This window comes from Pseudoalteromonas atlantica (assembly GCF_043641955.1).
Lineage (GTDB): Bacteria > Pseudomonadota > Gammaproteobacteria > Enterobacterales > Alteromonadaceae > Pseudoalteromonas > Pseudoalteromonas atlantica_A.
Map to the genome: position 1 here is coordinate 210,723 of NZ_JBHZRV010000008.1, position 25,621 is coordinate 236,343.

Sequence of the window (25,621 nt, forward strand, 5' to 3'; positions counted from 1 at the left end):
TTCCTCTAATTTGTTTTAGGCGGCTTAGGCTTACATTGACAACACAGCCCCGAAATTTCTAACTGTGACCCACTCGGTGTAAACCCCGTTAGCTCGACTTGGTTGAATAAAGCCTTCACTTTGTCGTTTGCATCATCCATCTCAACCACTTTGTTACATGAACTACAAATTAAAAACATCGAGGGCTGATGCTGGCAACCAGTATTAAGGTGACTGCATGCCATAAACTTATTCTCTGATTTTAAGCGATGTACTAAACCTACAGATTCTAAAACATCTAAAATCCGATATACCGACATCGCTAAAATTGGCACATCCATCACCTTGTTAAACTGATCAGTCAGCTCATAAGCAGATAATGGCGTTTTTGCATGCAGTAGAATTTCTAATACTTGTTGACGTTTTTCTGTCAGTTTTTTGCCAGAGGCTTCACACTTTGTATAGGCAAACCGAATTGTTTTTTTTAGTTGCTGTTTGTTCACATTATCCACACTAACTGTAGTGGTTTGGGCTTAATCTCTGTCATTCCTTGCTCCTTATAACTCCATCTTACCTATTTTGGATAACTTACTTTATCTACATCATCAATAGTTAACCTACAAAAATAGCTTTCATAAAATCGTTTAACTTATGCCCAGCTTTGAATGTAAATTGTGGTTTATTTTTCGACCCAATTAAGTAATTCGAATAACATTCTTTAACTTTCACTTGATACATTATAACATTTCAAGCACAATTGATACAGTATAACATCCAACAAGGTAGTCAAATGAAACGAAGATCTCAATTAGCTGTACTAATTGCAGCTTTATTACCAGCAAGTGTGCTTGCAAATTCCATAGAAGGCATTGTGTTAAACAAACAAGGCAAAGTAGTTATCAACGCCACTGTGGAAGTTGAGGGCTCAGATGTGAAAGTCGCCACGGATAAAAATGGTAAATTTGTCATCACCGATTTAAAAGATGGATTAAAAGAGTTTCACATTACCGCTCCTGGTTATGCTCACCTTCATCGCGACATCTCATTTGACAACAATGAAAATCAATCTATTACTTTTAACTTACAACGTTCACCAATTGAAGTAATTGACATTGAAGCCACCCCAATTCATATGTCGGCAATGGAGTCCGCCTCACCAGTTAGCGTTTTATCAGGCGAACAATTAAGACGCCAGCAAGCTGCAACTCTTGGCGATAGTCTTGAAAAACTGCCAGGTGTTAATACCAACTTTCATGCAAAAGTAGCCAGCACACCCATCATTCGCGGCTTAAGCGGTCCTCGCGTACTCATTACTCAAAACGGCCTCGATGTCAGTGATGTGTCAAGAGTGGGCCCTGATCACTCCGTCGCATCAGAGGCGTCAACCGCAAAACAAATCGAAGTATTACGTGGCCCTGCCACTTTATTTTATGGCAGCGGTGCAATTGGCGGTGTTGTTAATGTAGTTGATAACCGTGTACCAACAGACAGCACAACTCGCGGCGAATGGAACCTTGAACATAACTCTGTTGATAATCAAAAAGTAGCCTCGTTTAATGCCACTACCGGTACTGATTCATTCGCTTTTTATGCCGATGCCTTTTGGCGTGAAGCTGACGACTATGAAATACCTGTGGCAGCTGAATTAGCCCACGATGACCATGACCATGAAGAGCATAGTGGCGATTACTCCGTTGCAAACAGCAGTGAAGAATCTGATGGTTTCACCCTTGGAACTAGCTATCTATTTGACCAAGGTTTTGTTGGGATAGCTGTTGAACAATTTAATCGTCAATATGGTATTCCTGGACACACTCATGGCGGCGAAGAAGATCATAGCGCTGAGCAAAGCGTATATGCCGATTTAGAGCAAACTAAAGTGCAGTTGCTTGGTGAATATAACCTCGATAATAAATGGCTTAATAAAGTAAACCTACGTGCAGGTTTTACAGATTACGAACATGCTGAAATTGAACATGGTGCAGTGGGCACCACGTTTGAAAACGAAACCAATGAGTTACGCCTAGACTTAATGCATAACCCGGTTGCGCAGTGGAATGGTGGTTTGAGCTTTCATTACAAACACAGTGATGTAAAAGCACAAGGCTCAGAGGCATTTACACCACCTTCACAAACGCAAAGTTTTGCTATAGCACTAATGGAAGAAAGACACTTTGGTGACTTTTTAGTGCAATTAGGTGGTCGTGTTGAACGTGTAACGATTGATGCAGACAACGTACTATTACCAAACATTGATGCACACGCACATGATGAAAGTGTTGATCATGACCACGATAGCCATGAGCACAGCCACGAAGAACACGCTGATATAATTCGCGTATTTGATGTAGAGCAAGAGTTTACTCCAGTCAGTTTATCAACTGGTGTGGTGTGGGATTTTGCACCTAGTTACAACTTGGGTTTATCGGTATCTCGTTCTGAGCGTGCCCCTTCTGCCTCAGAGTTATTATCATTCGGGCCTCACATAGGCACAGCTACTTATGAAGTAGGCGCACTATTTGATATTCATGAAGACGGCCATTTGGGTTTATCTGAGCAAGCAATTGACCTAGAAACAGCAAACAATATTGATTTAACGTTTCGTAAAACCCAAGGTGATATCGGTTTCATTCTTAATGCTTTCTACAACCAAGTCGACAATTATTATTACCAAATCGACACAGGCCTATACGCCGAAAGCGGCCACGACCATGGTGATGAGCACGACCACGGTGACGAGCATGATCACTCATCTGAACTCCCAGTTTATTTATTTAAAACAGATGACGTAATTTTACATGGTTTTGAAGCCCAAGTTGCATGGCAGTTAACCAATGAATTTAAAGTAGATTTATTCTCAGATTACGTACGCGCCCGCCTCAAAGACGGTGGCGATTTACCACGCACACCACCGCTACGTTTTGGTACTGAGTTTAGCTATCAAACAAATAAGCTGAGTGCGCACCTTCACGTAACTCGCTATCAAGAACAAGACCGCATCGCGTCAGAAGAAACAGCTACAGATGGTTACACCATGCTTGATGCCAGCGTTTCATATGATTTATCAGTGCTAGACCAAGATGTTTCACTGTATCTACGTGGCACTAACTTAACAGACACCGAAGCGCGCGTTCATAGCTCATTTTTAAAGAATATAGCGCCACGTCCTGGTCGTAGCTTTGCACTGGGTATTCGCGGTTATTTTTAAGCGCTAAAAAATTATAAATAAAGGAAATTATTATGACTAAACTATTCAAATTAAAACTAATTGCACTAGCAATAAGCAGCACATTAATCACCGCTTGTGGCGATGCTGAAACAAATATCGTTGAGAAAGACCCTATTGAAGTACCTGATGAGCATGACCATGGTGACGACCATGACCACGGCGATGAATATACAATTGATTCATTGGGTAGACTTGTCGTACTAGCTAGCGACAGCAACGCGGCAAGCTTCTTTGACCTAGACGATAATGAGCTGCTTGAAACCTTTACCCTTAACAATGATTCAAACACACTGTCGTCATCACCTGATTTTCGTTATGCAGTGATCGCTTCTCGCGCACAAGATTACTTAGGCTTTATCGACGGTGGCTTATGGCGTGAAGATCATGGTGAGCATTTACATGATTACAAGCAAAGCCCGGCAGCTATCAGTTATGAGCTAACGAGCGGGAGCCGCCCAACACACCTAGTTAAACACGATGGTAAGTTAGCCATATTTTACGATGGCGATGCAGAGTCAGGTACGGTTGCATCTGTTGAAGTATTAACAGATAACGATATCACGAGCGCATCAGATACCCTTCCTGGTATAAGCTACGATATTAATATGCACGGCGTGGCAGAGCCGCGTGGTGAGCACTTATTAGCGACCATTCGCCGCGATGATGCTCAAAGTACATCAAACGCTAAAATCCTGCCTGACCAAGTGGGTGTTTATCATTTTCATGATGGCGAATATGAGCTTGAACAAACATTAGAGCTTACTTGCCCTGATTTACACGGTGCAGCACAAAACCACGACTATATTGCATTTGGCTGTAGCGATGGCGTGCTATTAGCGCATCAACACGACGACGAATACGAAGCTGAAAAAGTGGCAAACATTGATGCGGTAGGTGACTTACGTATTGGTAGAATTTACGGCCATGAAGCCAGCGAAACCTTTATTGGTATTGCCTCTGGCCATGGCGGTGGCCCTGTAGTAATGCTAAGCATCAATCCGAGCGAAGCTGAAATGGAAGAATTAGAATGGCAACTAGCCGATGGCGCAAGTGCAGTGTCTTACTCTTTCTCAGCGAATGGCGAGCACTTTTTAGTTTTAGACAGCCTAGGCTTTTTAAACGTGCTGGAAGCACATACGCACGACGGCCACATGCACTGGGAACTAGCAGGCCAAGTTGATATCACTGAACAAGACGTAACAACCATGCCTGAAGGCATGAAGTTTAGTATGACAGTGGCGCAAAATGGTCAGTTTGCTTACGTAGCCGACCCAATAGCCCAACACGTTGTGCAAGTACACCTAGAAGACTTAGAAATTGAAGGCGAACTAGAACTTACATTCCCACCAGCAGCTATTACTTGGTTAGGTATTGCACAAGAGGAAGAACACGCTCACGAACACTAGGTTTATAGTGTATTGACCAGTTAGAGTTTTGGGCTAAAGCCACAAAATGACAAAACCCGTAATTAGATTTCTAATCACGGGTTTTTTATATCTTCTCAAATATACGTTTAAAAACGATTCCTCTAATTTAAAAAATAACAAATTATAATTTGCCATAACGTTTGACAAAAAATAATTTGCCAACTAACCTGACAAAATATAATTTGTCACGAGGTGTGTTATGAAAAACATTGTTGGTCAGGCTGCGAGAAGTACGAACTTTTGGGATAGACCCTATGAACTCGCAGATATTTGGGAGGCAATAGACAACGGCAGTCATATTCTCCTTTGCGCCCCTCGCCGTGTAGGTAAAACATCAATAATGTATAAAATAGTTGATGAACCTAAAGCAAATTATATTCCTATTTATATTGATACAGAGTCTGCTGATTCCGAGGCAGAATTTTGGTCAAAAGTTTTTAATGCATTAATGGAAGAAGACTTCATTGCCAGCCTGAAAACAAAAACTAAAAACTTCTGGGATAAAATTAAAAGCATAAAAATAGCTTCAATAACGATGGACGGCGTTGAGTTTGGTGATGGCAAAATGCTAGATCACAAACAAGCTTTTCACAGGTTGATTAAAGATTTAGATCATGATCAAAAGCTCATTATTATGATTGATGAGTTTGCTCAAACCATTGAAAACATAATAAAGTACGAAGAACCTAAGAACGCTATTAGCCTACTAAAAGCCCATAGAGAATTACGACAAGATCAAAAGTTTTCACAAAAAGTGACTTTTATCTACGCAGGCTCAATAGGTTTAGAAAGCGTAGTATCCAAAATTGATGCAATTAAACACATTAACGATTTAAACAATATAAAAGTCCCACCTTTAACGACTCCCGAAGCAGAGAAGTTTACAATAGCACTGTTTCAAAGTGCAGAGATTAAAATCAATCAAACAGATATTGATTATTTACTTAATACCATACACTGGCTGATCCCGTTTTATATCCAACTCATTACGCAAGAAATTAAAAAAATATACCGAAGAGAGCAAAAACTTGACCAAACGGTTATTGATCAAGCAATTCATAATGCACTAGATAATCGCAATCACTTTGAGAGCTGGCAAAGTAAACTCAAAACCGCATTAGGCAAAAATGAATATTTATTTTGTAAAGAAGTACTGAACGCTATTTCCAACCAAAAAGAGACTAACTTTCTCGATATCATGAATATTGCCAGCAAACATAACTTAAACGACAGTGAAGCAAAAGATTGCCTGCACTCATTAATATACGATGGCTACATTAACAACAACGACAACAATAAAACCTATCAATTTAACTCTCCGATCTTAAGAATGTGGTGGAACAAAAATGTCGCAAACTAATTACTCACGCTATAAATACACGCCTGATGAAATTGATGAAACAGAATTTTTAGCTAAGTTTGTTGTACGCAATCATGATTTTGACGACATTTTTGATGACATTAAAAACAGTGATTACACAGTTCCTAGCCAACACTTTATAATTGTCGGCCAGCGAGGTCAGGGCAAAACAACTCTTTTAAGAAAAATAAAACTCGCAGTAGAAGCTGAACCAACATTAGCCGACTTTCTAATTCCTATAAAATTCTCAGAAGAACAATATCAAATTCGTTCGCTTAGCCGCCTATGGGAAGAAATTGCTGATTACTTACAATGCACAGCTGAAGATGACTTTGCTTGCATACATGATGATATGGAAAGCCATTTTGACGATGCCGATTACGAACTAAAAAGCTTTTCATACTTAGAAAAAGCAGTAAAAGCAAAAAATAAAAAACTATTACTGTTGATAGACAACATTGACGAGCTACTAGGCAAATTAAAAGAAAAAGAGCAACGCAGACTCAGAGAAATACTCCTCACATCGCCAACTCTCAAAATCATTGGTGGCTCAACTAAAATGCTCGAGCAGCATTTTGACTACGGAAAACCGTTTTACGAGTTTTTCAACATTATTAAACTTATCGGCTTAAATAAACAAGAGTGTTTTGATTTTCTTGCCAGCATGGGCGATGAGCAACAAAAGAAAAAAATAGCCTATATTATTAAAAATACCCCCGAGCGCATAGAAACTTTACGCCGCTTAACCGGTGGTGTACCAAGAACAATGGTGATGCTATTTGATATTTTTGTCGATGATGGCGGTAATGCATTTGATGACTTATTAAAAATACTCGATGATGCCACCCCTTTGTATAAACACCGCATGGACGACCTACCTGAGACGTTACAAGATATAACGCACACCATAGCAATGAACTGGGATGGCATCAGTACTAAAGATATTGCCAAAAAAACCCGCTTAGAAAGTAAAACCGTATCCGCCCAGCTTAAGCAATTAGAAACTAAGTACGGCATTGTTGAATCTATTTCCATCGGTAAAAATAAGATTTATAAAATTGAAGAGCGATTTTTTAATATTTGGTATTTAATGCGCTTTGGCCGTAAAAAAGATCGTCAAAAAGTCGAGTGGCTAGTTAACTTTTTAACGTCGTGGTGCAGCCCTGCGGATCTTGAGCGTAGAGCCAAAGGTTTTATGAATGCGATTCGCGATGGTAAAATTCATGAGTCTTACGTTTATCACATGTGTGAAGCCCTCAGTTATGCTGGTTTAGATATACACATCGAACATGAAATGAAGGAAAGCACCAAAGCCTATTTAACTTCAAAAAACTCTAGTTTCATAAATGACCTTTCAGCGTCAGACAAAGAAGTTATAAGAGAAGCCCTTCAATTAGCTGATAAAAATAAGGTCGATGTAGCAATTAGACTGCTCATTAATTCACAAAAAAATAGCGCTAGCATTTTATTTTTTATAGCTCACATTTATTACAGAAACAGAAATTTTAAAGAGGCTGAGTACTATTATTTACAGTCTCTCAAGCGCGGGAGTAGTAATGATGCACTTTTTTGTTTAGGGATGCTGTATCATGAGAAAAAGTGTTTTAAAGAGGCTGAGAAGTACTACCTTAAAGCTGCTGACAGTGGTGTCACCAAATCACTTATCTATTTAGGCCACTTGTATTACGACCAAAACCAGCTTAGTAAAGCTGAAACTTATTATTTAAAGGCCAGTGAGAATAATGACAATAACGCACCATTCTATTTAGGTCATTTATACGCTAAGAAAGATCAGTTTGAAAAGGCTGAGAATTACTATCAATTAGCAATTAAATATGGAGATAACGATGCATTTCTAGATTTAGGAGCTCTATATTGCCAGCAAGGACTATTCGAAAAAGCGAAAGACCACTACCAAACAGCGTATAAAAAAGGAAATCATTCCGTCTTAATTAACTTAGGTAATGTATATTTCGAACAAGACCAATTTAATATAGCTGAGAGTTACTATTTAAAGGCACTGGAAAATAATGACAACAGAGCATTACTTAATCTTGGTCAAATATATTATATTCAAGGGCTCTTTGATAAAGCTGTAAGCTATTATTTAAAAGCTATTAATGCGGGTATATCTAGTGCTCAGGAATATTTAGCTTGGCTATACTTTGAACAAAGCTATGATTTAAATAAGGCATTACAATTAATTAAAACTGATTATGAACAGGACCCGAACTTTTCTAATAATTACGCCTACGCCGTTATTCTGCTTTGGACTGAGCATTTACCACAAAGCGATAAGTTATTTTTACAATGGCTAGATATGGATGGAGAGCATAATGATTATGACATTACGCTTTATTTGACTTTGCTTATGGCCAAAAAACAGCTATATAAAGCAAAAGAGCTACTCGAATTACCCGGTTATGCCTTAAAAGATAAGTGCAAACCTGTTTGGTATGCCTTAATGACGTTGATGCAGGATGAATTCCCCCATGAACTCACTAAAATGGGCGGTGAATTACAAGAGAGTGTTGATGAGATTTTACAGCAAGTGGCTAAGTTTGAGGAAAAATACGCTCTGGATTAAGTATTGTTCTTAGTTATACAATCTCAATGAAAAAGACGCCGGCGCGTCTTTTTCGTTTTATATCGCCATTAAAAAGTAGTTCTACTTACGACGCCAGCTACTCCATACATCTTCAATATCGTCTTTCTTCTTGTTCTTTTTCTTACCGGTGCCTTCAGGCTTAGCCATTGGCTTGTCGTTTTTAAGCGCCTCGGCGGCATCAAGGTTGGCTTGGTTTACAGCAAAGCCTGTAACCTCTTCGCGCTCTAAACGTAGTTTGTTTTTCTTCTCGATGATTCTAAAGTGATGAAAGTCTTCGTAATCAATTAGTGATAACGCTAAACCTACTTCACCAGCACGGCCACTTCGGCCAATACGGTGCATGTAATCAGCGGGGCTGCGTGGTAGGTTAAAGTTTATTACCACTGGCAGCTTTTCAATATCTAAACCACGGGCGGCAATATCGGTTGCAATAAGCACTTCAATCTCACCCGCTTTAAATTTTTCTATTACGCGAGTTCGTTCACTTTGGCCTTTATCGCCGTGGAATACTTGCGCGTTCACACCGCGTTTTTCAAGTTTGCTGGCTAAGTGCTCACAGTCTTTTTTGGCGTTCACAAAAATCAGTGCTTGGCGCCATTTATGAGTTTTAATTAAATGCGCTAAAACCGTGGTTTTCTCGCCTTTGTTAACACTAAACACGCGCTGTACAAGTGTGCTCTCTTCTTTGTTTTGTACTTGTATTTCAACTGGATTATTTAGCAGCTCTTGCGTTAATTGTGTTACTTGCTCAGGAAAGGTCGCTGAGAACAACATAGTTTGTTTTTTAGCAGGCATTAACGCTAATAGCTCAGCAAGTTCTTCAGTAAAGCCAAGGCTTAGCATACGGTCAGCTTCATCAAGCACAAGCGTGGTTACATTATCTAGCTTAATCGCATTGCTTGAGATTAAATCAAGTAAACGACCTGGTGTTGCCACAATAATATCAGCGCCACCACGAAGTGCCTGCATTTGGGTATTAACCGACACACCACCAAACACAGCTACTGTTTTAATCGCGCCATTAAAGTTTGCAGAGTATGATTTAACTCTATCGGCCACTTGCGTAGCAAGCTCACGAGTCGGCACTAAAATAAGCCCTGTTACAAAGTTACCCTTACTTGCAGTACTTTTAGCGCCCTGCTCTAGGAAAGCTTTTTGCAACATAGGTAATGCAAACGTTGCTGTTTTACCTGAGCCGGTATTCGCCCCAGCAATTAAGTCACTTCCCGCCAAGATACTTGGAATTGCTTTAGCCTGAATCGACGTAGGTTGCGTGTATTCAAGATCAGACAATCGAGCAATTAGCTCTGGAATAAGGCCAAGTTCGTTGAAATTACTAGGGTTTGCGGCTGAGGTCATAAAAAGTGCGGCTCATTACTAAAAATAGCCTGCAATTTTAGCGTATTTATTGCCCGTTAAGTAGGGATTAGTGATTTTTATGTGGTTTAGTTAACAGTCACGAATTTCGAGCTACAAGTTACGAGCTAATTTGTGATATTGCTTTTTGCCGAATTTTAGTAATTATAGTTACAGAACCTTGTCCCCTCATAGAAACACAAGTGAATTAGAGTGTCAGTGCCAGTGTCAGTGTCAGTGTCAGTGTTTCAAGCCTATCGAGGCATTCATAAAAAGCCAACAACTAAGTTGGCAATATTATTAGCGCTTACTTAGTTCTGCTTGCAGCCTAGCTTTTGTTTCTTTTAGGTAATTTATATAAGGGTATGAATCATCTGCGATTGCTAAAGCAGATTCCATTTGTGCAAGTGCTTGACGAGTATCACCTTGCATTTCATAACCGTAGGACAAGGCTGAAAGCGCATCAACTGATTTTGGGTAGTTTTTTATATTGTACTTAAACACCTCTATAGCGCGGGTAAACTGCTTGCTGTCCGTTAGGTTGTAACCAAGTAATCTAACAGCACGATCGGGTGGAGATACCTGCTCACCCCATTGCTGAGACAAAGTTTTGTAGTATGTATTAATAGAGGCTACCTCGTCAGTTAAAGCACTTATGGGCATTTGTTTAGGTAAAAATAAGTGGTAATAAGCATTAAATGCGCCAGCAGCAGAAGTTAAGTTATGCGAGATGCCATCAAACGCATCACTAAAAAAGCGTAACCCTCGTACTTTATACGATTGTAGTGATTGCTGTAATTCATCGTACCTTTCACGCATTATGCCGGCTTCTTCGCCGATATTCATATAAACGTAACTATTAAGCTCTTTGTTTTTAGCGATAAACGATTTTGTGCTTTTTACTGACGCGCCATAGTTCCACCATACCGCAGGACTATAAGCAATGTGCGCTTGGAATAACTCAGGTTTGGCTTGCAACGCGTATAGCGCAAATACACCACCAGCAGATGCGCCAGCAATCACTTTATAATTATGCGTACGATAGTTTTTATTTACTAAAGGAATAAGTTCTTGTTCAAAGAACGCTAAAAACTTTGCCGCGCCGCCCCCTTCACCGACAGGACCCTGCGGCTCTTTATTCACTGTAGGATAAAAATCTCGGAGTCGATTAGTGTTTTCAATAGCGACAATAATAACCTCAGGCGCACGATTATCATTTTGTAAACGCTCAATGACAGCACTGGCAAGCGGTATATTACCCTCACCATCTAAGCGATATATTACCGGATAAACTTTATCGGACTCAGCTTGGTAGCTTTTAGGCAATTGAACGACAACGGTGCGTTCTTCATTTAAAACAGCCGACTTAAATGTATGTGTGTGCACAGAGTAATCAGCACTTTGCTGTTTAGTGCCAGATTGTGCAAAGGCACTTTGTGAACTAAAAATACTAAAGATAATAAAACACAGCACAGCAAATAAACGCATAACTAATCCCTTAGAGAATAATGAGTTACTTAAGCTAACAGAGTTTCAGGCATAAAAAAAGGCGCATTGAGCGCCTTTTTAATTTTTATTCTGGATTTACCAACCTGTTGATTTTACTCAACAGTAACCGATTTCGCTAGGTTACGTGGTTGGTCAACGTCTGTGCCTTTAATTACCGCTACGTAGTACGACAGTAACTGTAATGGAATTGTATATACCACAGGGGCAATCACGTCATCTACGTGGTTTACGTTAATTACACGCATTGTGTCGTCTGACTCAAAGTGTGAATCTTTGTCAGCGAATACATAGATAATACCGCCGCGCGCACGGACTTCTTCTACGTTTGATTTAAGCTTTTCAAGCAATTCATTGTTTGGTGCTACAACAATAATTGGCATGTCAGCGTCAATAAGCGCTAATGGACCGTGTTTAAGTTCACCAGCTGCATATGCTTCAGCGTGGATGTATGAAATCTCTTTAAGTTTAAGCGCGCCTTCCATCGCGATTGGGTATTGTGAGCCGCGGCCTAAAAATAGTGAGTGATGCTTATCAGCAAACTCTTCAGCTAAATCTTCGATGCCATCAGCTAGCAATAACGCTTCTTCTAATTTGTTTGGCAGCGTTTTAATCGCGTTAACAATCACGCTTTGATCTAAGCCTTTTTCTTGCGCTACAGACGCAGTAAGCATTAACAAACCAACTAATTGTGTGGTAAATGCTTTAGTAGACGCAACACCAATTTCAGCGCCCGCTTTGGTCATAAAAGCTAAGTCAGATTCACGCACAAGTGATGAACCTGGCACGTTACAAATGGTCATTGAGGCCATATAACCTTGCTCTTTCGCTAAACGAAGTGCAGCTAATGTATCGGCTGTTTCACCTGATTGTGAAATTGTCACAAGTAGGCTATTTTCGTGTACGAACGATTGGCGGTATCTAAATTCAGAGGCAATCTCAACATTGCAGCTCACACCAGCAAATTGCTCAAGCCAGTAGCGAGCAACCATACCTGAGTGATACGAAGTACCACAGGCAATAATTTGTACGTGTTTTACGTCTTTAAAAATTTGCTGTGCACTGTCGCCAAAAGCATCAATAGCAACGCGGTCGTCATTTAAACGCCCGTCTAATGTATTACGTACAGCAAGTGGCTGCTCATAAATTTCTTTTAGCATGTAGTGGCGGTATTCACCTTTACCTGATGCATCTTGCGTGATGTTTGATTCAATCACTTCACGCTCAACAGCGTTACCGTTTGCATCAAAGATTTCTACACTGTCACGAGTAATACGTGCTACATCGCCTTCTTCAAGGTAAATAAAGCTGCGTGTTACTGGTAATAACGCTAACTGATCAGAGGCAATAAAGTTTTCACCAAGGCCTAAACCAATTACTAGCGGGCTGCCTGAACGAGCCACGATAATTTCGTTATCGTTAGCTTTATCAAATACCACTGTACCAAAAGCACCTTCAAACTGTTTCACAGCCGCTTGCACTGCCGCTAATAAAGTTGTGTGCTGTTGGCGAAGCTGATGAATTAAATGCACCATTACTTCGGTATCAGTATCTGATAAAAACTCATATCCGTCGCCTTTAAGCGCTTCACGCAGGCTCGCATGGTTTTCAATAATACCGTTATGTACTAAGGCAATTTCGCTGTTTGAAATGTGCGGGTGCGCATTTGCTTCAGTTACGCCGCCATGGGTTGCCCAACGCGTATGTGCAATACCGGTAGTGCCTTTTACACCGGCATTTTCAAGGGCGCTATCAAGGTTAGCTACTTTACCAACCGCTTTTACGGTGTTCAGCGTGTTGCCTTCTAAAAGTGCTACACCTGCTGAGTCGTAACCACGGTACTCAAGGCGCTTTAAACCTTCTACTAAAATTTTATTTACTGGACGTTCTGCAACTGCCCCAACGATTCCACACATAATATTCTCCATTTGCACGTGCCAAAATTAAATTTTAGGCCGTATGTGTTGTCATAATGATTACAAGATAAAAGCAAATGTTGTCGGTTTACTTTTAACTAAATTGAAAATTGCTATTCAACCTCGGCACAAACTAACTTTACACCGCATGCTTCAAGTGCCTTACGTGTATCAAGCGCAAGGCCACTGTCGGTGATAAGTGTTGTTACACTTTGCCAAGGTAGTTCTAAATTAGGTATTCGACGTCCAATTTTTTCAGACTCAACCAGCACGATTACCTCACGAGCAGCTTCAGCCATTACTTGGCTTAGGCCTACTAACTCATTAAAGGTGGTAGTTCCTCTTTCAACATCAATGCCATCAGCGCCAATAAAAAGCTGGTCGAAGTCGTAAGAGCGTAAAACGTTCTCCGCTACTTGGCCTTGGAACGACTCAGAATGAGGATCCCACGTCCCTCCGGTCATCAATAATGTTGGTTCATTTTCTAGTGAAAGCAAACGGTTAGCTACATTGATTGCGTTAGTCATGACCACTAATCCGCGTTTTTTAGCCAGCTCAGGGATCATCGCAGCCGTTGTGCGACCACTGTCTATAATGATGCGGTTGTGATCTTTAATGAGGCTTGCTGCTGCTTGGGCGATTGCCATTTTGCGAAGCGAATCGCTATTTGCAACGATTTCTTGCGGTAATGCAATAGCACCACCATAGCGGCGAAGTAATAAACCACTTTTCTCAAGCGCTGTTAAATCTTTTCGAATAGTTACTTCAGACGTTTGAAACTGCTCAGCCAGTACCTCTACACTCACTTCGCCTTGTTCATTTACTTGGCTTAGAATGGTGTGCCTACGCTGTTGAGTGTTTCGTTTGGTCATTAAATACCTAATCGTAAGTTTCGTTTCGAAAGAAGCGAGATTTTAAACGAAACAAATGCATTTGTATATGGACAATTTTTAATCTTGCACGTTATTTTAATTTCCTGCACAATAGTTAAATAACAACAATAAAAAACAATAAGTTAAAGGAATAATAATGAAACTATTACTTACACTGTGCTTAGGCATCGTTAGTTCATCGGTATTGGCAGGCGTCACACCCTGGCTAGATTTCACGTTAGAAAATGGTCACATAAAAGTTCCCACCACCGTATCAGGCGTTCCAAGTAAGGCTATTCTAGATACCGGCGCCCAATTAAATGGTATTAATCCTCGCTTTATTAGTAAGAATGAGCTCAACCTTGATAAAGGGGGCAAAACACGAGTACGCGGGGTGTACGGTATTGAAGATAAAACCACTTATAATAACGTGCCTATCGATTTATTTGGTATGGAGACCACGATTAATGATGCGGTAGAAATAAACCTAGGTCATCATGAAAACTCGCTGCTATTTGGTGCTGGCTTTTTCCGACAGTTTATAATGCAACTTGATTACCCAAATCAAAAAATGCGCTTGGTCACTCATGATGCTTTGGACTTGGGTAAAATAAAAAACATCAAGATGGAAAAACAAAAAGGCTCTGGAATGCCTATTGTTGAAGTTGAGCTAAGTGAAGGTAAATCAATTTGGTTAATCCTTGATACCGGCAACAATGGCGGAATAATAGTTAACCGTAACGTAGCCCGCAGAATGGGTTGGATTGAAAATATTGAGCGTGAATCTCAAGTTAGCAGAGGTGCAACCACCAGCGCTATTACTGAAAACTTTCGTATTCCTTGGTTAAAGTTTGGCCCTTTTGAAATGGAAAATGTACACGTTAGCATTCCCGACGAAGGTGAAACAGCAAACCTTAAAAGCCAGTTTGAAGCAACAAACACACGTATTAAAGGTCGAAATGTAGAAGGCCTTATTGGTTACGATGTGTTAAAACATTTTTTAGTTACTATTGATTACAAGCGTGGTCACGCCCACATCGGTTTACCTGAAGAGTCATAATGAACACACAATTTAACAGCTTAGATAAAAGTACCCGCGAGTCACGCAAAGCCACCCATGAAATATGCCGTTTATTTAATAAAAGCCCAAGTAAAGGCAACTTAAAACGCATAACAGGACTGTTTGCTAACTCCGGCTCGGGCGTCATTATTGAAGCTGGCTTTCATTGTGACTATGGCTCACAAATAAAAATTGGTGATCGTACTTTTATAAACATTAACTGCACTGTGCTAGATGCTCCAATTAATGAAGGTGCGATAAGCATTGGCGACGATTGTTTAATCGGCCCGAATGTTCAGCTACTGGCAGTCTCTCATGCGGTTAACCCCACAGAGCGGCTCAACAAAGAAAACTTTGCAGCACCAATTACAATCGGCAATAACGTGTGGATTGGCGCGGGAGTTATTATTTTGGCTGGTGTTACCATTGGCGATAACGCTGTTGTGGGCGCAGGGTCAGTAGTAACTAAAAGTGTGGCTGCGAACACTGTTGTTGTCGGTAACCCCGCGATAAAAATCAAAGATATTTAATTGCATATTGTAGGTCGTCATTTACGGCGATAGTTAACTTGTATTGAGCTAGCCTTTAATTCCTAATTCAACCCTTAATCGCTCAATATCTTTATGTTGCTCAAAATACTGCACAACAGCTTGAATCTGTTGTTGCTTTGTACCTTCAAAATTATCGGTTAGGTAATCTTTAATCTCTCTAAAGCCCCAGGCTAATGTCATTTCCGTTGGGATTGCGTTTAAAGCAGTAAACACCTCCTCAATCGTTTTATTGTCAAGTAGAAAGCGAATAAACTGCATTACGGCTAAGATCTGTGGGTTCTCTGAGTATTTTTCAGCCTCTGCAACACGAGTAAGGACTTGTTCTGGCGCTTCATAAAGTAAAGCCTGTTCAGCTATATTTGCTCTTGAATTAGCTATAGTTTTTTGAATCTCTTCATTCGATGAACCTTTGAACTGCTCAATCAAAGTTGCGAAGCTGCTGAGTGCATCATCAAACTTGCCTTGCTGACCATAAGTAACGCCTTGGTCACCCATCGCGTTAGCCACTTGAAGTTGAATCTCTTCATTCGATGAGTCTTTGAACTGCTCAATCAAGGTTGCGAAGCTGCTGAGTGCATCCTCATACTTGCCTTGCTGACCATAAGCAACACCTTGGTTAGCCATCGCGTTAACCACTTGAAGTTGAAGCTCTTCATTCGATGAGTCTTTAAACTGCTCAATCAAGGTTGCGTAGCTGTTGAGTGCATCCTCAAGTTTGTCTTGCTTACTATAAGCAACACCTTGGTTACCCATCGCTTTAGCCACCCGAATTTGAAGCTCTTCATTCGATGAGTCTTTGAACCGCTCAATCAAAGCCGCATAGCTGGCGAGTGCGTCTTCAAACTTTTCTTGCTGACCATAAGCAAAACCTTGGTTAGCCATCGCCCTAGCCACCTGAATTTGAATCTCTTCATTCGATGAGTCTTTGAACCGCTCAATCAAAGCCGCATAGCTGGCGAGTGCGTCTTCAAACTTTTCTTGCTTAGCATAAACGACACCTTGGTGTAACATCGCTCTTGCAACAAAACTCCAACTTTCTTCATTATGCATACTTTTAAAGTTTTGTATTAACCCATCATAAGCTTTAAGTTCAGCATTTACATCATGCAACATAGAATGGGCAATAGCTGTATTCCATAACAGCTGTGCATGAAATCGAGTTTGTTTTTCACTCTCTTTCAAAGTATTAATAGCTAAATTTAGATATTTTAGAGCCTCTTTATAGTTATTTTTCCCATAGCCAACACTTGCTAGGTTTAAGTATTCACGCGCTGTTGTATGCCCTTTACTTATTTTATTAGTGCTATTTTCTAATATTCTTAATGATTCAGGATTTGGCTCTTGTTTCTCTGCAATAGACCTTTGCACATCGTCAGCCGCTGCTTCAACTTCTTTTCTCTTCTCTTCGATAATCTGATGGGCTTCATCGATATATTTCTTTAAATATTCAACAGATGTATTAGCCTCACCTAATTGCTTTTCCAAAGAAACTTGCGCATTGGCTAAAATTTTATCCGCATTACTGCTAATAAAGCCTTCCATCTGTTGATGCGCTACATTTTCTGCTTCTTTTCTACTTAGCTTATAAATAAGTAAACCGCCCAATGCGAGAAAAATCGTTAATATAGAAAACCACCAATTTATTGAGTCTTTTAAATCACCAATTCGCCCACTAAAACCAATAAATTTATTAGCTTGTAGATTCTTTTGCGCGTCGAGTTTAGTTTGTAAGTTAGCAAGTTGAACTTTGAGTGCTTGCTGCGCCGCTTCTAAGGTCTTAATATCATTACCGAGTGATTTTTGTTGCTGTAGCTTTTCATCTAGTCGAACAAGCTGGCTTTGCATACTAAATAGTTGCTGATACATCAAATCTTGGCTATTTTGCGTATTAGCTATAATCGGAGCAGAATTTACAGGCGTTGAATTAGGTGCTGTTGTAGCAAAAGCTACGCTAGGCAAGCCCCATAAAAAAACAAGCAGTAAGAAAAAACGCATCAATCATCCCTAAAATAAGTTTGCTTTGCCAAGGTTGTAGTTATAACCACAGAGTAATCTTTTAATCTAACCGAGTTTTGTAGCACATACCACCTAAAACCAACCATTTAAAAAATATTCTAAATTATATTTTTGATGCTAAATCAATCTAAAGATCAGCGGGCTTACTAATATTAGCCCACAACCAAAGCCTGCTTTAACTTGCCATGCTTTATATTTCCCTGTGACTTTAATCCCTAGCAATGGGCTTAATAGGTCGACACGGCGCGCAACAATAAATACCAGCCAACAAATAATGAAAGTGAGGCTCAGTATAAGCAATGGCTCCACAAAACCACCCAATTGAAGTTTTGACAAATAAAACGCAAGACCAATAATTACACTTTGATGTAATAGATAAAAAGGGAATACTGCACCGTTTAATAAAGCCAGTTTAGGGTGATCGTGATTCAAAAAACGTTTTGTTAATGCCAGCATTAATAACACGCCGACTAATCGTTGCGCAGTATATAGCATATCAATACTAGTAATTTGCCATTGGCTGGCAGCAGGGTTTAGCCAAATCATGTGATAACCCACTACCACAAGCAAATAACCAACAATAAATGCACCGAGTAACACTCGCCAATGGCGAAGTAGCTGACTGAAAAATGCAGGCTGCCACGCAAGCAAGTAACCGTATAGTAAAAACAGCGCGCCCATGGGGTATCTGAATGTATCGCTTGGCCAGCTCAACTTTAAAATACACAGCGGCAATAACAAGGTGATGAAAACAGTAAATAAGGATCGATTACATAAACGCGTGATAATTGCTTGCGCAGTAGCGTGATGAAGCAGCGGAAGCACTAACACCAGCAATAAAGTAAATTGCCATAAGGAACGTAAATACCACAGGTGATTTACATCAACATGTGGCCAAATACCTGCTTGGTATTTTTCAAATAAAGGATTGGTTAAATCAAAAAACTGGCTATAAAACTGCCAAAAGCTCATAGATAAACCAACCTCTTGGCTCATTTGCGCATAAAGCTGAATAGGCACTATAAACCAAATGCCAAACAATAAAGGCAGTAATATTTTTACACTGCGCGTAGTTAAAAACATACCTAGGTTAAAACGCGCAACAATAAAGCGCAGCGCCACACCTGAAATAAACCAAATTAGCCCCATCCGCCAAGGTGATAATAAGAGCATGATATTTTCAATGCTGCTGGATAAGTACTGGCTTTTAAAATGAAAACCCCAATTTTCACTGTATAGCATACCTATGTGATAAAAAATTAATAAGCCAAAGGCAAGTACTCTTAGCCAATCTAAATCATAACAGCGCGGTGGTAATTCTTCGGCTTGGTTAAACGCATTTAACCATGGCTTTAATAGCATACGTGTTGTGTTTTTAATTACTAATTTAAGGTTCATGTTAGATTTAGCTTATGACTAATTAATAGTAACTATGAACAACACACTGCGTTAAACAATCACAAAAGGCTGATAAAACAGCCAGTAGGGATAAACGGTGGATATCAGGGATGATAAACTTGGTGATCTATCACTCTCTTGCTAGTCTAATTACGGCCTTTTAAAGAGTAACAATAATAATGATCACTTTATCGCACTTTCAACGCCACCAAACTTGGTACGCTGCTTTATTTTTATGTAGTTATATTTTTATAAACAACACTATAAATGCCAGCTCAAACATTATGGAAGCCCAGCGTGATGGTCCACTTACTTTTATGCTTTGGGAGCCGTTTGTATGGGAGTATTCAAGCGCTATTGGTACTTTACTGCTTTTTCCCGCTTTAGTTTGGCTATTAAAAACCCAGCCTTTTAATTGGCAAAAAATCCCCCGCTCATTACTCATTTACTTATTCGCGAGCGTTATTTTTTCGTTATTGCATGTAGGGATCATGGTCGCTATTCGCAAACTCATTTACATCATACAAGGTATGCAGTATGACTTTGGGTTGGTGTGGTTTGAGCTACTTTATGAATATCGTAAAGACTTATGGGGGTTTTTATTTTTAATTGTCGTTATTAAAACCTATCAATATATTGTGAGCCAATTAACAGGGGAAGCCGCCCCTATTTCACAAGGTGAAGACACACCTCAAAACGCTAATTTAGATCGACTACTTGTTAAGAAATTAGGTAAAGAGTTTATTATACAAGTAGCACATATAGACTGGCTTGAATCCAGTGGTAATTATGTGAATTTACACATAGGCGAGCGAATTTACCCATTACGCGCTACTATGACTCAATTGAGTGAACAGCTTGAACAACAGGGGTTCTGCCGCATTCATCGCTCATATGCTATTCGCTTAGATACGGTTGAATCGATAACACCTTTGCCCTGCGGCGATAGTGAAGTAAGGCTAATAACAGGGAAAGTACTTACACTTTCTCGCCGTTATAAAGAATCATTTAAAAAGTATTTAAATTCAACTACAAGTCATTTTTAGCTCACCCTGTGTTAAGCTAAAAGGCTTTAATTTAGCTGCATTTGTATTTTTGGAGTAGTTTAGTACGTGTTTGTAAATCGATTTATCCGCATTCTTCCGCTGGTTATTATTTTATCTGGCTGTGAAACCACACTCAAAGCGCCAACACCAGAGCCTGAAACAACCATAACGCTTCCAAGCTCTGTTGTAAAAAATGAGCCCAAAGAGGTTGTGGAGCACATTGTGCCAATTAGCCCACAAGCGCTAGACGATGTGTGGCAACGTATTAGGGCACAGCTGTCATTTGCTAATTCTAGCCACCCTGCTGTGCAAAAGCGTATTGCCTGGTATTTAACGCATCCAAATTACATGGATGAAATTAGCCGCCGTGCTGAGCCTTACCTTTACCATATTGTTAGTGAAGTTGAAAAACGCGGGCTGCCCATTGAGCTGGCATTAATGCCGTTGATTGAAAGTGACTTTGATGCCAGTGCGTACTCGCATAAACATGCCTCTGGCTTATGGCAACTCACACCTGCTATTGCTAAGTATTTTAACGTACAAATATCACCTTGGTATGACGGACGCCAAGACGTAATAGACAGTACCCGAGCTGCACTGGATTTTATGGAATATTTACACAAGCGCTTTGATGGCGATTGGTATCATGTAATTGCGGCTTATAACGTAGGTGAAGGCCGTGTAAAAAGAGCCATCAGAAATAACAAAAAACAAGGTAAGCCTACCGACTTTTTTAGCTTAAAACTACCTAAGCAAACCAGCCAATACGTGCCTAAATTACTTGCTGCTGCACAGCTTTTAAAAAGCAATAAAATGACTTTCCCAGCGATTAATAATCAACAAGCCATTGTAGCCTTGCCGGTCTCAGGTGCAGTTATTTTAGATAACCAAGAAGAATGGCAATCGTTAGAGGCATTAAACTATGGCGTTATCCGTTTCCCTGCGATTATTGATGCACCTCACATTGTTGTGCCAGCGAGTAAACAAGCTGAATTCAAGGGTATGTTGGCTAATCAAAAAGAAAACGATTATAGCCAATGGCAGCATTACACTATTCAATCAGGAGATAGCTTAAGCGTGATTGCAAAGCGTTATGCAGTCAGTGTAAAGCAACTAAAAGCGTTTAATAATTTAAAGACTGACCGCATCCGCGCTGGTAAAAAATTAATATTACCGATGCTGGCAGATCAAGAGGTTGAACATTTAGTAAAATCAGGCGAAAGCTTATGGAAGATAGCAAAGCGCTACAATGTCAGTATTACTAAATTAAAACAATGGAATAACCTATCGCGAGATCGTTTGCAAATAGGTGAAAAGCTCACTGTATTTTTATCAAATAGCTGAGTTAACAGGGCTGAGGCAACTCTCAGCCCTTTCTTTTAATAGTGTTAGCTTGTTTCATCGTCTTGCGAATGATTGCCGTACCAGTTGATTCTGCGCGTTAACATCATAATTAAACTAAGCACTACAAACACCAACACACTACCCATTAATAATGCGTAATCTTCAGCACTGAGTAAGCCGTATAAAAGACTATAAAGAAATAACACACCACATAAGAATAACCCGCCGTGCTTGCTATTTTTAAGCATACCCGCAACATAAATACTTAATAAGGCGGCTGATGCAAGCGCAGATAATAAATACGCAATATTAAAACCTACATGCTCACTCAGTGAAATCAGCAGTAAATAAAATACCGCCAAAGCAAGGCCTACAAAACCATATTGAACAGGGTGTATTGGTTCATCACGCAGCACCTCGAGTAAAAAGAAACTTGCAAAAATAAGCACAATAACCAAGACGGCATAATTACTCGCTCGATAATTTTTAAGATAGTGATTAACACTATCGACTAAGTTAACCCCCATACTGCGCTGTTTGAACAAAGTGCAATCATTACGAAATAAACACTGATTAAATAGCTCTTGCAGATTAGTGGCAAAGTAATTCGTTTGCCAATTAGCAGAAAAGCCTTCAGCTGAAATTGTTGAGTCTATCGGTAGGTAGTCCCCAACAAAACTTGGATGAGGCCAATCTGCTTGCATTGTCAGCGAGCTGTTTTTGCCAACCGGTGCAAATGCTAGCTTACGCATACCTTGTAGGTTTAAATCAATTCGGTACGGTAATACCTCACTTTCGCGGATGGTGTCATAATCAAGCGCTATACGAACCCCTTCTGGTAACTGGTTGAGCTGGGTACCAGGTAGTAGCTCATATTCAAGATCGTTAATATTTATTTGTGACCCTTGCCCTATCCCTCGAATATCGGCAATAGCCAAAATGAGGTTAAGCCGTTTGATTTTTTTATCGGCTAAAACTGCTAATTCACTTGTTTTAAACCGCCCTTCCAATTGGTTTTTTGAACGGTACAACAAGGCTTTATAAATACCACGGTACTTTTCAAATGTTGATAAGTTACTAGTGACATTAAGTGAGTCTGGTAAAAGTGTAATATTCATTAACTTTTCGCTCGTTTTACCTTCAATCGTGACGGTTTCTACGTATTGAGCATGAATAAACGGGCCAATAACTTGCTGCTCATCACTGCTGCTTTTTGCTATATCAGCCTGTACTTGCTGCTGTAGCTCAGCTCGTTCATCGATGAGGTTTTGGATCATAAAAATAGGGATTAATAACAACACAATTAGCCCTATTATTATGATGAGTTTAGTTTCTATTCTTTGTTTCATTGCTTTGCGCTCCATGTATTACATATACACAGAGTAACGAAGCTACATGGAGTTACTGAGGTGCTTGTATGGAGCTTTTATGGAGTAGGTATACATATATGAACACGGACGCCATTTTTAGTATTTTCTATACTGAGTTTCCCTTTATGTAACTTAACAACTTGCTCAACAAAGTTTAAACCTAACCCAGTACTTTTTTTACCATTAGCTCTGGGGAGTGAGTAAAAGCGCTCTGTGATGCGTTCAAGTGCATAGCCTGGGATAAATGGCCCCGTATTCTCGATATAAATATCAACAAACGACAATTCTTGAGTTACATGAATATGGATTTCACCGCTCTCATTTATAAAATCCAATGCGTTATCAACTACATTGTAAAACGATTGTTGTATTAAAAAGGCATCGCCTAAGCACTGGCTCATAGGATCGCATTGAAGTTTGACTTGCACTTTTTGTGTTGAGATTTTGGCGATAAAAGAATCTTTAATCGCTTCAAATAAAGGGCGAATAAAAATTACTTTTTGCTGTTCAAGCTCTGGAAGCTGCTCCAACCGAGTTAATGCAAGTAACTTATCAATCAACTGCTGCATTCGAATCGTTTCAGATTCTATATTGTGTGCAAATAACTGTTGTTTGTCAGTAGTTAAAGGAGATTGTAAAATCTCACTCGCGCCTTTAATTGCAGATAAAGGGCTTTTTAATTCATGAGTAAGCGTTTGCACATAGTTTTCAACATAACGCTTACCGTCCAATTGATTACGCATCTTTTCGAGCGCATCACTCAACAAACTATATTCATAAAAAACCCTAAACCTTGGCTTAGATGCTTTTTCTCCCCGCCCTAATTTATCGGCATAGTTAGCTAACTTATATAAAGCACCGTTAATTCGCCACGCGATTAACGCCCCAACCATTAATGCCAAAATACTCATGACAACTAACCAATTTAATACACGATATTTAGACATATTTATAAAAGGTTGTACTGAGCGATTAGGCTTAGCAACAGTCACGGAGCCAATAATATTGCCTTTATCGATTATGGGCGCTGCTACATGCATGACTGTTGAAAGAGGATCATCTTGATCAGTAGCGGTTGAGCGAGCACCGTACTCTCCACGTAATGTGAGATAAACATCATTCCACTGTGAAAAATCTTTACCTATATCTTGTTGCCAAGAATCAACAACCACGATACCCGCTGCATCTGTGATATAAATACGATGATTCGTAGTTGGTTTGTCTACTCCCCAGATATTTGCATTTGGTTGCCTGCTGCCGTAAGAGTTAATGACTGTTGCAAAGCTGCTTTGTTGTGACAATGTGCCCTTGGCTAAATCATCTCGCGCCATCACAGCCAGTAAATTAGCCATATCAACCAAGGTTTCTTCTGTGACTTGACGAACTGTAGGCTTAACCTCACGCATAACCGTTGAACTTACAAAGTAAGTGGTTAATATCACGAGTATAAAATAGAGCAAAAACAATCTAAGGCCAAGCGGAATTTTTGGCCAACGTTTAAGGCGAGCTAATGAACGTGTTGAGTGGTTAAATAGGCTCATAATAATAACCAAATCCACGCTTTGTATGAATCACAGGTTGATCACACACACAACGCAGTTTATTTCTAATGGCTTTGATATGACTATCTACATTGCGGCTATAGATACTGTCTTGGCATTGTTGTGCAGATGATAACAGTTGCTCCCGAGAGAATACCTGCTTAGGTGATAACACGAGCTTATCAAGCAATTTAAACTCAAGAGCCGTTAAATTTAATGCAGTGTTATTAAAGTAGTAATCAAAGTTATTACTGTACAGACCTGATTTTTCTGTAGAAGTATTACTTTGTGTTTCTCTAATCGCGTAAGGTTTTAATCGCAGTTTAACGCGGGCAAGCATTTCCCGAGGACTAAACGGTTTTGTTACGTAGTCATCGGCCCCAATCTCTAGCCCAACAACACGATCAATCTCATCATTACGTGCGGTTAAGAAAATTATTGGTAAAGAGGAAAACTCTCGGATCTGCTTACATAATTCAAAGCCATTTGCATCGGGTAAGCCAACATCTAAGATCAACAAGTCTACATGGGATGATTTAATATGACTAAGCCCAGCCCCTGCAGTATCGTACCAAGCTACGTTAAAGCCATCCATCTCTAGTGTGTGAATCAAGGTATCTGCAATTGCTTTTTCGTCTTCAATGATCACAACCTGTGCAGTTGTCATGCAACTAGCTCCTTTACTACAACCGAATAAACACATTAAGGTTACAGTAAGTATTAAAGCAGTCAATATTGTTTAGAAGGATACTCGCTGGGTGAAAAGAAATACGTACGTATTTCTTTAATAAAGCTTCACAGGGCTCTGAGGTGCTAGTGACGTGCTTTTTTCCGTGGGTTTCGTGATACTCAACCCACGCTACACGCTACGGTGGTCAGGTTCACGCTTTGCAACTCGCTAGCTTTACTCTCGCTAACTCGCTTACTATTTCACTTTCCTACAGACGTAAAAAAGCCCGACTCAACGAGTCGGGCTTTCTTGTATTTGGAGCCTGGCGATGACCTACTTTCACATAACAAATGCTACACTATCATCGGCGCT

General features: G+C 39.9%; 18 protein-coding genes. 8 read left to right on the plus strand and 10 right to left on the minus strand.

Annotated elements, in window-relative coordinates:
- Window positions 1–5: 5 nt before the first annotated feature.
- On the minus strand, window positions 6–482 hold the full coding sequence (locus ACHUE3_RS15810; RefSeq protein WP_394193322.1) for a Fur family transcriptional regulator: 477 nt from the start codon (window positions 480–482) through the stop codon (window positions 6–8).
- Window positions 483–769: 287 nt separating this feature from the next.
- Between ACHUE3_RS15810 and ACHUE3_RS15815 the strand changes: the two genes are divergently transcribed.
- The 4 genes from ACHUE3_RS15815 (at window position 770) to ACHUE3_RS15830 (ending at window position 8,582) form a co-directional block, all read left to right on the plus strand.
- Window positions 770–3,187 carry a TonB-dependent receptor gene (locus tag ACHUE3_RS15815; RefSeq protein ID WP_394193323.1) on the plus strand — a complete coding sequence of 806 codons (2,418 nt, stop codon included), beginning with the start codon at window positions 770–772 and terminating at the stop codon, window positions 3,185–3,187.
- 32 nt (window positions 3,188–3,219) lie between these two features.
- Complete coding sequence (locus ACHUE3_RS15820; RefSeq protein ID WP_394193324.1) at window positions 3,220–4,614, plus strand: 5-methyltetrahydrofolate--homocysteine methyltransferase; 1,395 nt, start codon at window positions 3,220–3,222, stop codon at window positions 4,612–4,614.
- A gap of 220 nt (window positions 4,615–4,834) precedes the next feature.
- Window positions 4,835–5,995 carry an ATP-binding protein gene (locus ACHUE3_RS15825; protein ID WP_394193325.1) on the plus strand — a complete coding sequence of 387 codons (1,161 nt, stop codon included), beginning with the start codon at window positions 4,835–4,837 and terminating at the stop codon, window positions 5,993–5,995.
- Entirely contained in the window at window positions 5,982–8,582 is a 2,601-nt protein-coding gene (locus ACHUE3_RS15830) for a tetratricopeptide repeat protein (RefSeq protein WP_394193326.1), read from the plus strand. The genes ACHUE3_RS15825 and ACHUE3_RS15830 overlap by 14 nt, the downstream gene beginning before the upstream one ends.
- An 81-nt stretch (window positions 8,583–8,663) precedes the next feature.
- Here the strand turns inward: ACHUE3_RS15830 and ACHUE3_RS15835 are convergent, their stop codons facing one another.
- From ACHUE3_RS15835 to ACHUE3_RS15850, 4 genes are all read right to left on the minus strand, one after another.
- On the minus strand, window positions 8,664–9,962 hold the full coding sequence (locus ACHUE3_RS15835; protein ID WP_394193327.1) for a DEAD/DEAH box helicase: 1,299 nt from the start codon (window positions 9,960–9,962) through the stop codon (window positions 8,664–8,666).
- A 297-nt stretch (window positions 9,963–10,259) separates the two neighbouring features.
- Window positions 10,260–11,447, minus strand: a complete 1,188-nt coding sequence (locus tag ACHUE3_RS15840) for an alpha/beta hydrolase (RefSeq protein WP_394193328.1) — start codon at window positions 11,445–11,447, stop codon at window positions 10,260–10,262.
- A 113-nt stretch (window positions 11,448–11,560) separates the two neighbouring features.
- Window positions 11,561–13,381 (minus strand): glutamine--fructose-6-phosphate transaminase (isomerizing), encoded by a 1,821-nt coding sequence (glmS, locus tag ACHUE3_RS15845; protein ID WP_394193329.1) that lies wholly within the window; start codon window positions 13,379–13,381, stop codon window positions 11,561–11,563.
- A gap of 113 nt (window positions 13,382–13,494) precedes the next feature.
- Window positions 13,495–14,253, minus strand: a complete 759-nt coding sequence (locus ACHUE3_RS15850; protein ID WP_099295092.1) for a DeoR/GlpR family DNA-binding transcription regulator — start codon at window positions 14,251–14,253, stop codon at window positions 13,495–13,497.
- Window positions 14,254–14,410: 157 nt separating this feature from the next.
- Here ACHUE3_RS15850 and ACHUE3_RS15855 point away from each other — a divergent pair, with 157 nt between their 5' ends.
- Window positions 14,411–15,313, plus strand: coding sequence for a pepsin/retropepsin-like aspartic protease family protein (locus ACHUE3_RS15855; RefSeq protein WP_394193330.1), 903 nt, complete (start codon window positions 14,411–14,413; stop codon window positions 15,311–15,313).
- Entirely contained in the window at window positions 15,313–15,843 is a 531-nt protein-coding gene (locus tag ACHUE3_RS15860; RefSeq protein WP_394193331.1) for a sugar O-acetyltransferase, read from the plus strand. Before ACHUE3_RS15855 ends, ACHUE3_RS15860 begins: the two co-directional genes overlap by 1 nt.
- 48 nt (window positions 15,844–15,891) lie before the next feature.
- Here the strand turns inward: ACHUE3_RS15860 and ACHUE3_RS15865 are convergent, their stop codons facing one another.
- Window positions 15,892–17,859, minus strand: a complete 1,968-nt coding sequence (locus ACHUE3_RS15865; protein ID WP_394193332.1) for a tetratricopeptide repeat protein — start codon at window positions 17,857–17,859, stop codon at window positions 15,892–15,894.
- 138 nt (window positions 17,860–17,997) lie between these two features.
- Complete coding sequence (locus ACHUE3_RS15870; RefSeq protein WP_394193333.1) at window positions 17,998–19,278, minus strand: acyltransferase family protein; 1,281 nt, start codon at window positions 19,276–19,278, stop codon at window positions 17,998–18,000.
- Between the two features lie 182 nt (window positions 19,279–19,460).
- Between ACHUE3_RS15870 and ACHUE3_RS15875 the strand changes: the two genes are divergently transcribed.
- Window positions 19,461–20,324, plus strand: a complete 864-nt coding sequence (locus tag ACHUE3_RS15875; protein WP_394193343.1) for a LytR/AlgR family response regulator transcription factor — start codon at window positions 19,461–19,463, stop codon at window positions 20,322–20,324.
- 66 nt (window positions 20,325–20,390) lie between these two features.
- A complete protein-coding gene (locus tag ACHUE3_RS15880; protein WP_394193334.1) occupies window positions 20,391–21,668 on the plus strand; it encodes a LysM peptidoglycan-binding domain-containing protein in 1,278 nt (425 codons plus the stop codon).
- Window positions 21,669–21,712: 44 nt separating this feature from the next.
- Here ACHUE3_RS15880 and creD read toward each other — a convergent pair whose 3' ends face one another.
- From creD to ACHUE3_RS15895, 3 genes are all read right to left on the minus strand, one after another.
- Window positions 21,713–23,017, minus strand: a complete 1,305-nt coding sequence (creD, locus tag ACHUE3_RS15885; RefSeq protein WP_394193335.1) for a cell envelope integrity protein CreD — start codon at window positions 23,015–23,017, stop codon at window positions 21,713–21,715.
- Between the two features lie 77 nt (window positions 23,018–23,094).
- Window positions 23,095–24,579, minus strand: a complete 1,485-nt coding sequence (gene creC / locus ACHUE3_RS15890; protein ID WP_394193336.1) for a two-component system sensor histidine kinase CreC — start codon at window positions 24,577–24,579, stop codon at window positions 23,095–23,097.
- A complete protein-coding gene (locus ACHUE3_RS15895; protein WP_394193337.1) occupies window positions 24,566–25,246 on the minus strand; it encodes a response regulator in 681 nt (226 codons plus the stop codon). The genes creC and ACHUE3_RS15895 overlap by 14 nt, the downstream gene beginning before the upstream one ends.
- Between the last annotated feature and the right edge of the window lie 375 nt (window positions 25,247–25,621).

Coding starts and splice junctions, on each gene's coding strand:
- ACHUE3_RS15895 (WP_394193337.1), bottom strand. CDS start 25,246: ATGACAACTGCACAGGTTGTGATCATTGAAGACGAAAAAGCAATTGCA.
- ACHUE3_RS15850 (WP_099295092.1), bottom strand. CDS start 14,253: ATGACCAAACGAAACACTCAACAGCGTAGGCACACCATTCTAAGCCAA.
- ACHUE3_RS15865 (WP_394193332.1), bottom strand. CDS start 17,859: ATGCGTTTTTTCTTACTGCTTGTTTTTTTATGGGGCTTGCCTAGCGTA.
- ACHUE3_RS15860 (WP_394193331.1), top strand. CDS start 15,313: ATGAACACACAATTTAACAGCTTAGATAAAAGTACCCGCGAGTCACGC.
- creD (WP_394193335.1), bottom strand. CDS start 23,017: ATGAAACAAAGAATAGAAACTAAACTCATCATAATAATAGGGCTAATT.
- glmS (WP_394193329.1), bottom strand. CDS start 13,381: ATGTGTGGAATCGTTGGGGCAGTTGCAGAACGTCCAGTAAATAAAATT.
- ACHUE3_RS15855 (WP_394193330.1), top strand. CDS start 14,411: ATGAAACTATTACTTACACTGTGCTTAGGCATCGTTAGTTCATCGGTA.
- ACHUE3_RS15830 (WP_394193326.1), top strand. CDS start 5,982: ATGTCGCAAACTAATTACTCACGCTATAAATACACGCCTGATGAAATT.
- ACHUE3_RS15815 (WP_394193323.1), top strand. CDS start 770: ATGAAACGAAGATCTCAATTAGCTGTACTAATTGCAGCTTTATTACCA.
- ACHUE3_RS15835 (WP_394193327.1), bottom strand. CDS start 9,962: ATGACCTCAGCCGCAAACCCTAGTAATTTCAACGAACTTGGCCTTATT.
- creC (WP_394193336.1), bottom strand. CDS start 24,579: ATGAGCCTATTTAACCACTCAACACGTTCATTAGCTCGCCTTAAACGT.
- ACHUE3_RS15820 (WP_394193324.1), top strand. CDS start 3,220: ATGACTAAACTATTCAAATTAAAACTAATTGCACTAGCAATAAGCAGC.
- ACHUE3_RS15840 (WP_394193328.1), bottom strand. CDS start 11,447: ATGCGTTTATTTGCTGTGCTGTGTTTTATTATCTTTAGTATTTTTAGT.
- ACHUE3_RS15825 (WP_394193325.1), top strand. CDS start 4,835: ATGAAAAACATTGTTGGTCAGGCTGCGAGAAGTACGAACTTTTGGGAT.
- ACHUE3_RS15870 (WP_394193333.1), bottom strand. CDS start 19,278: ATGAACCTTAAATTAGTAATTAAAAACACAACACGTATGCTATTAAAG.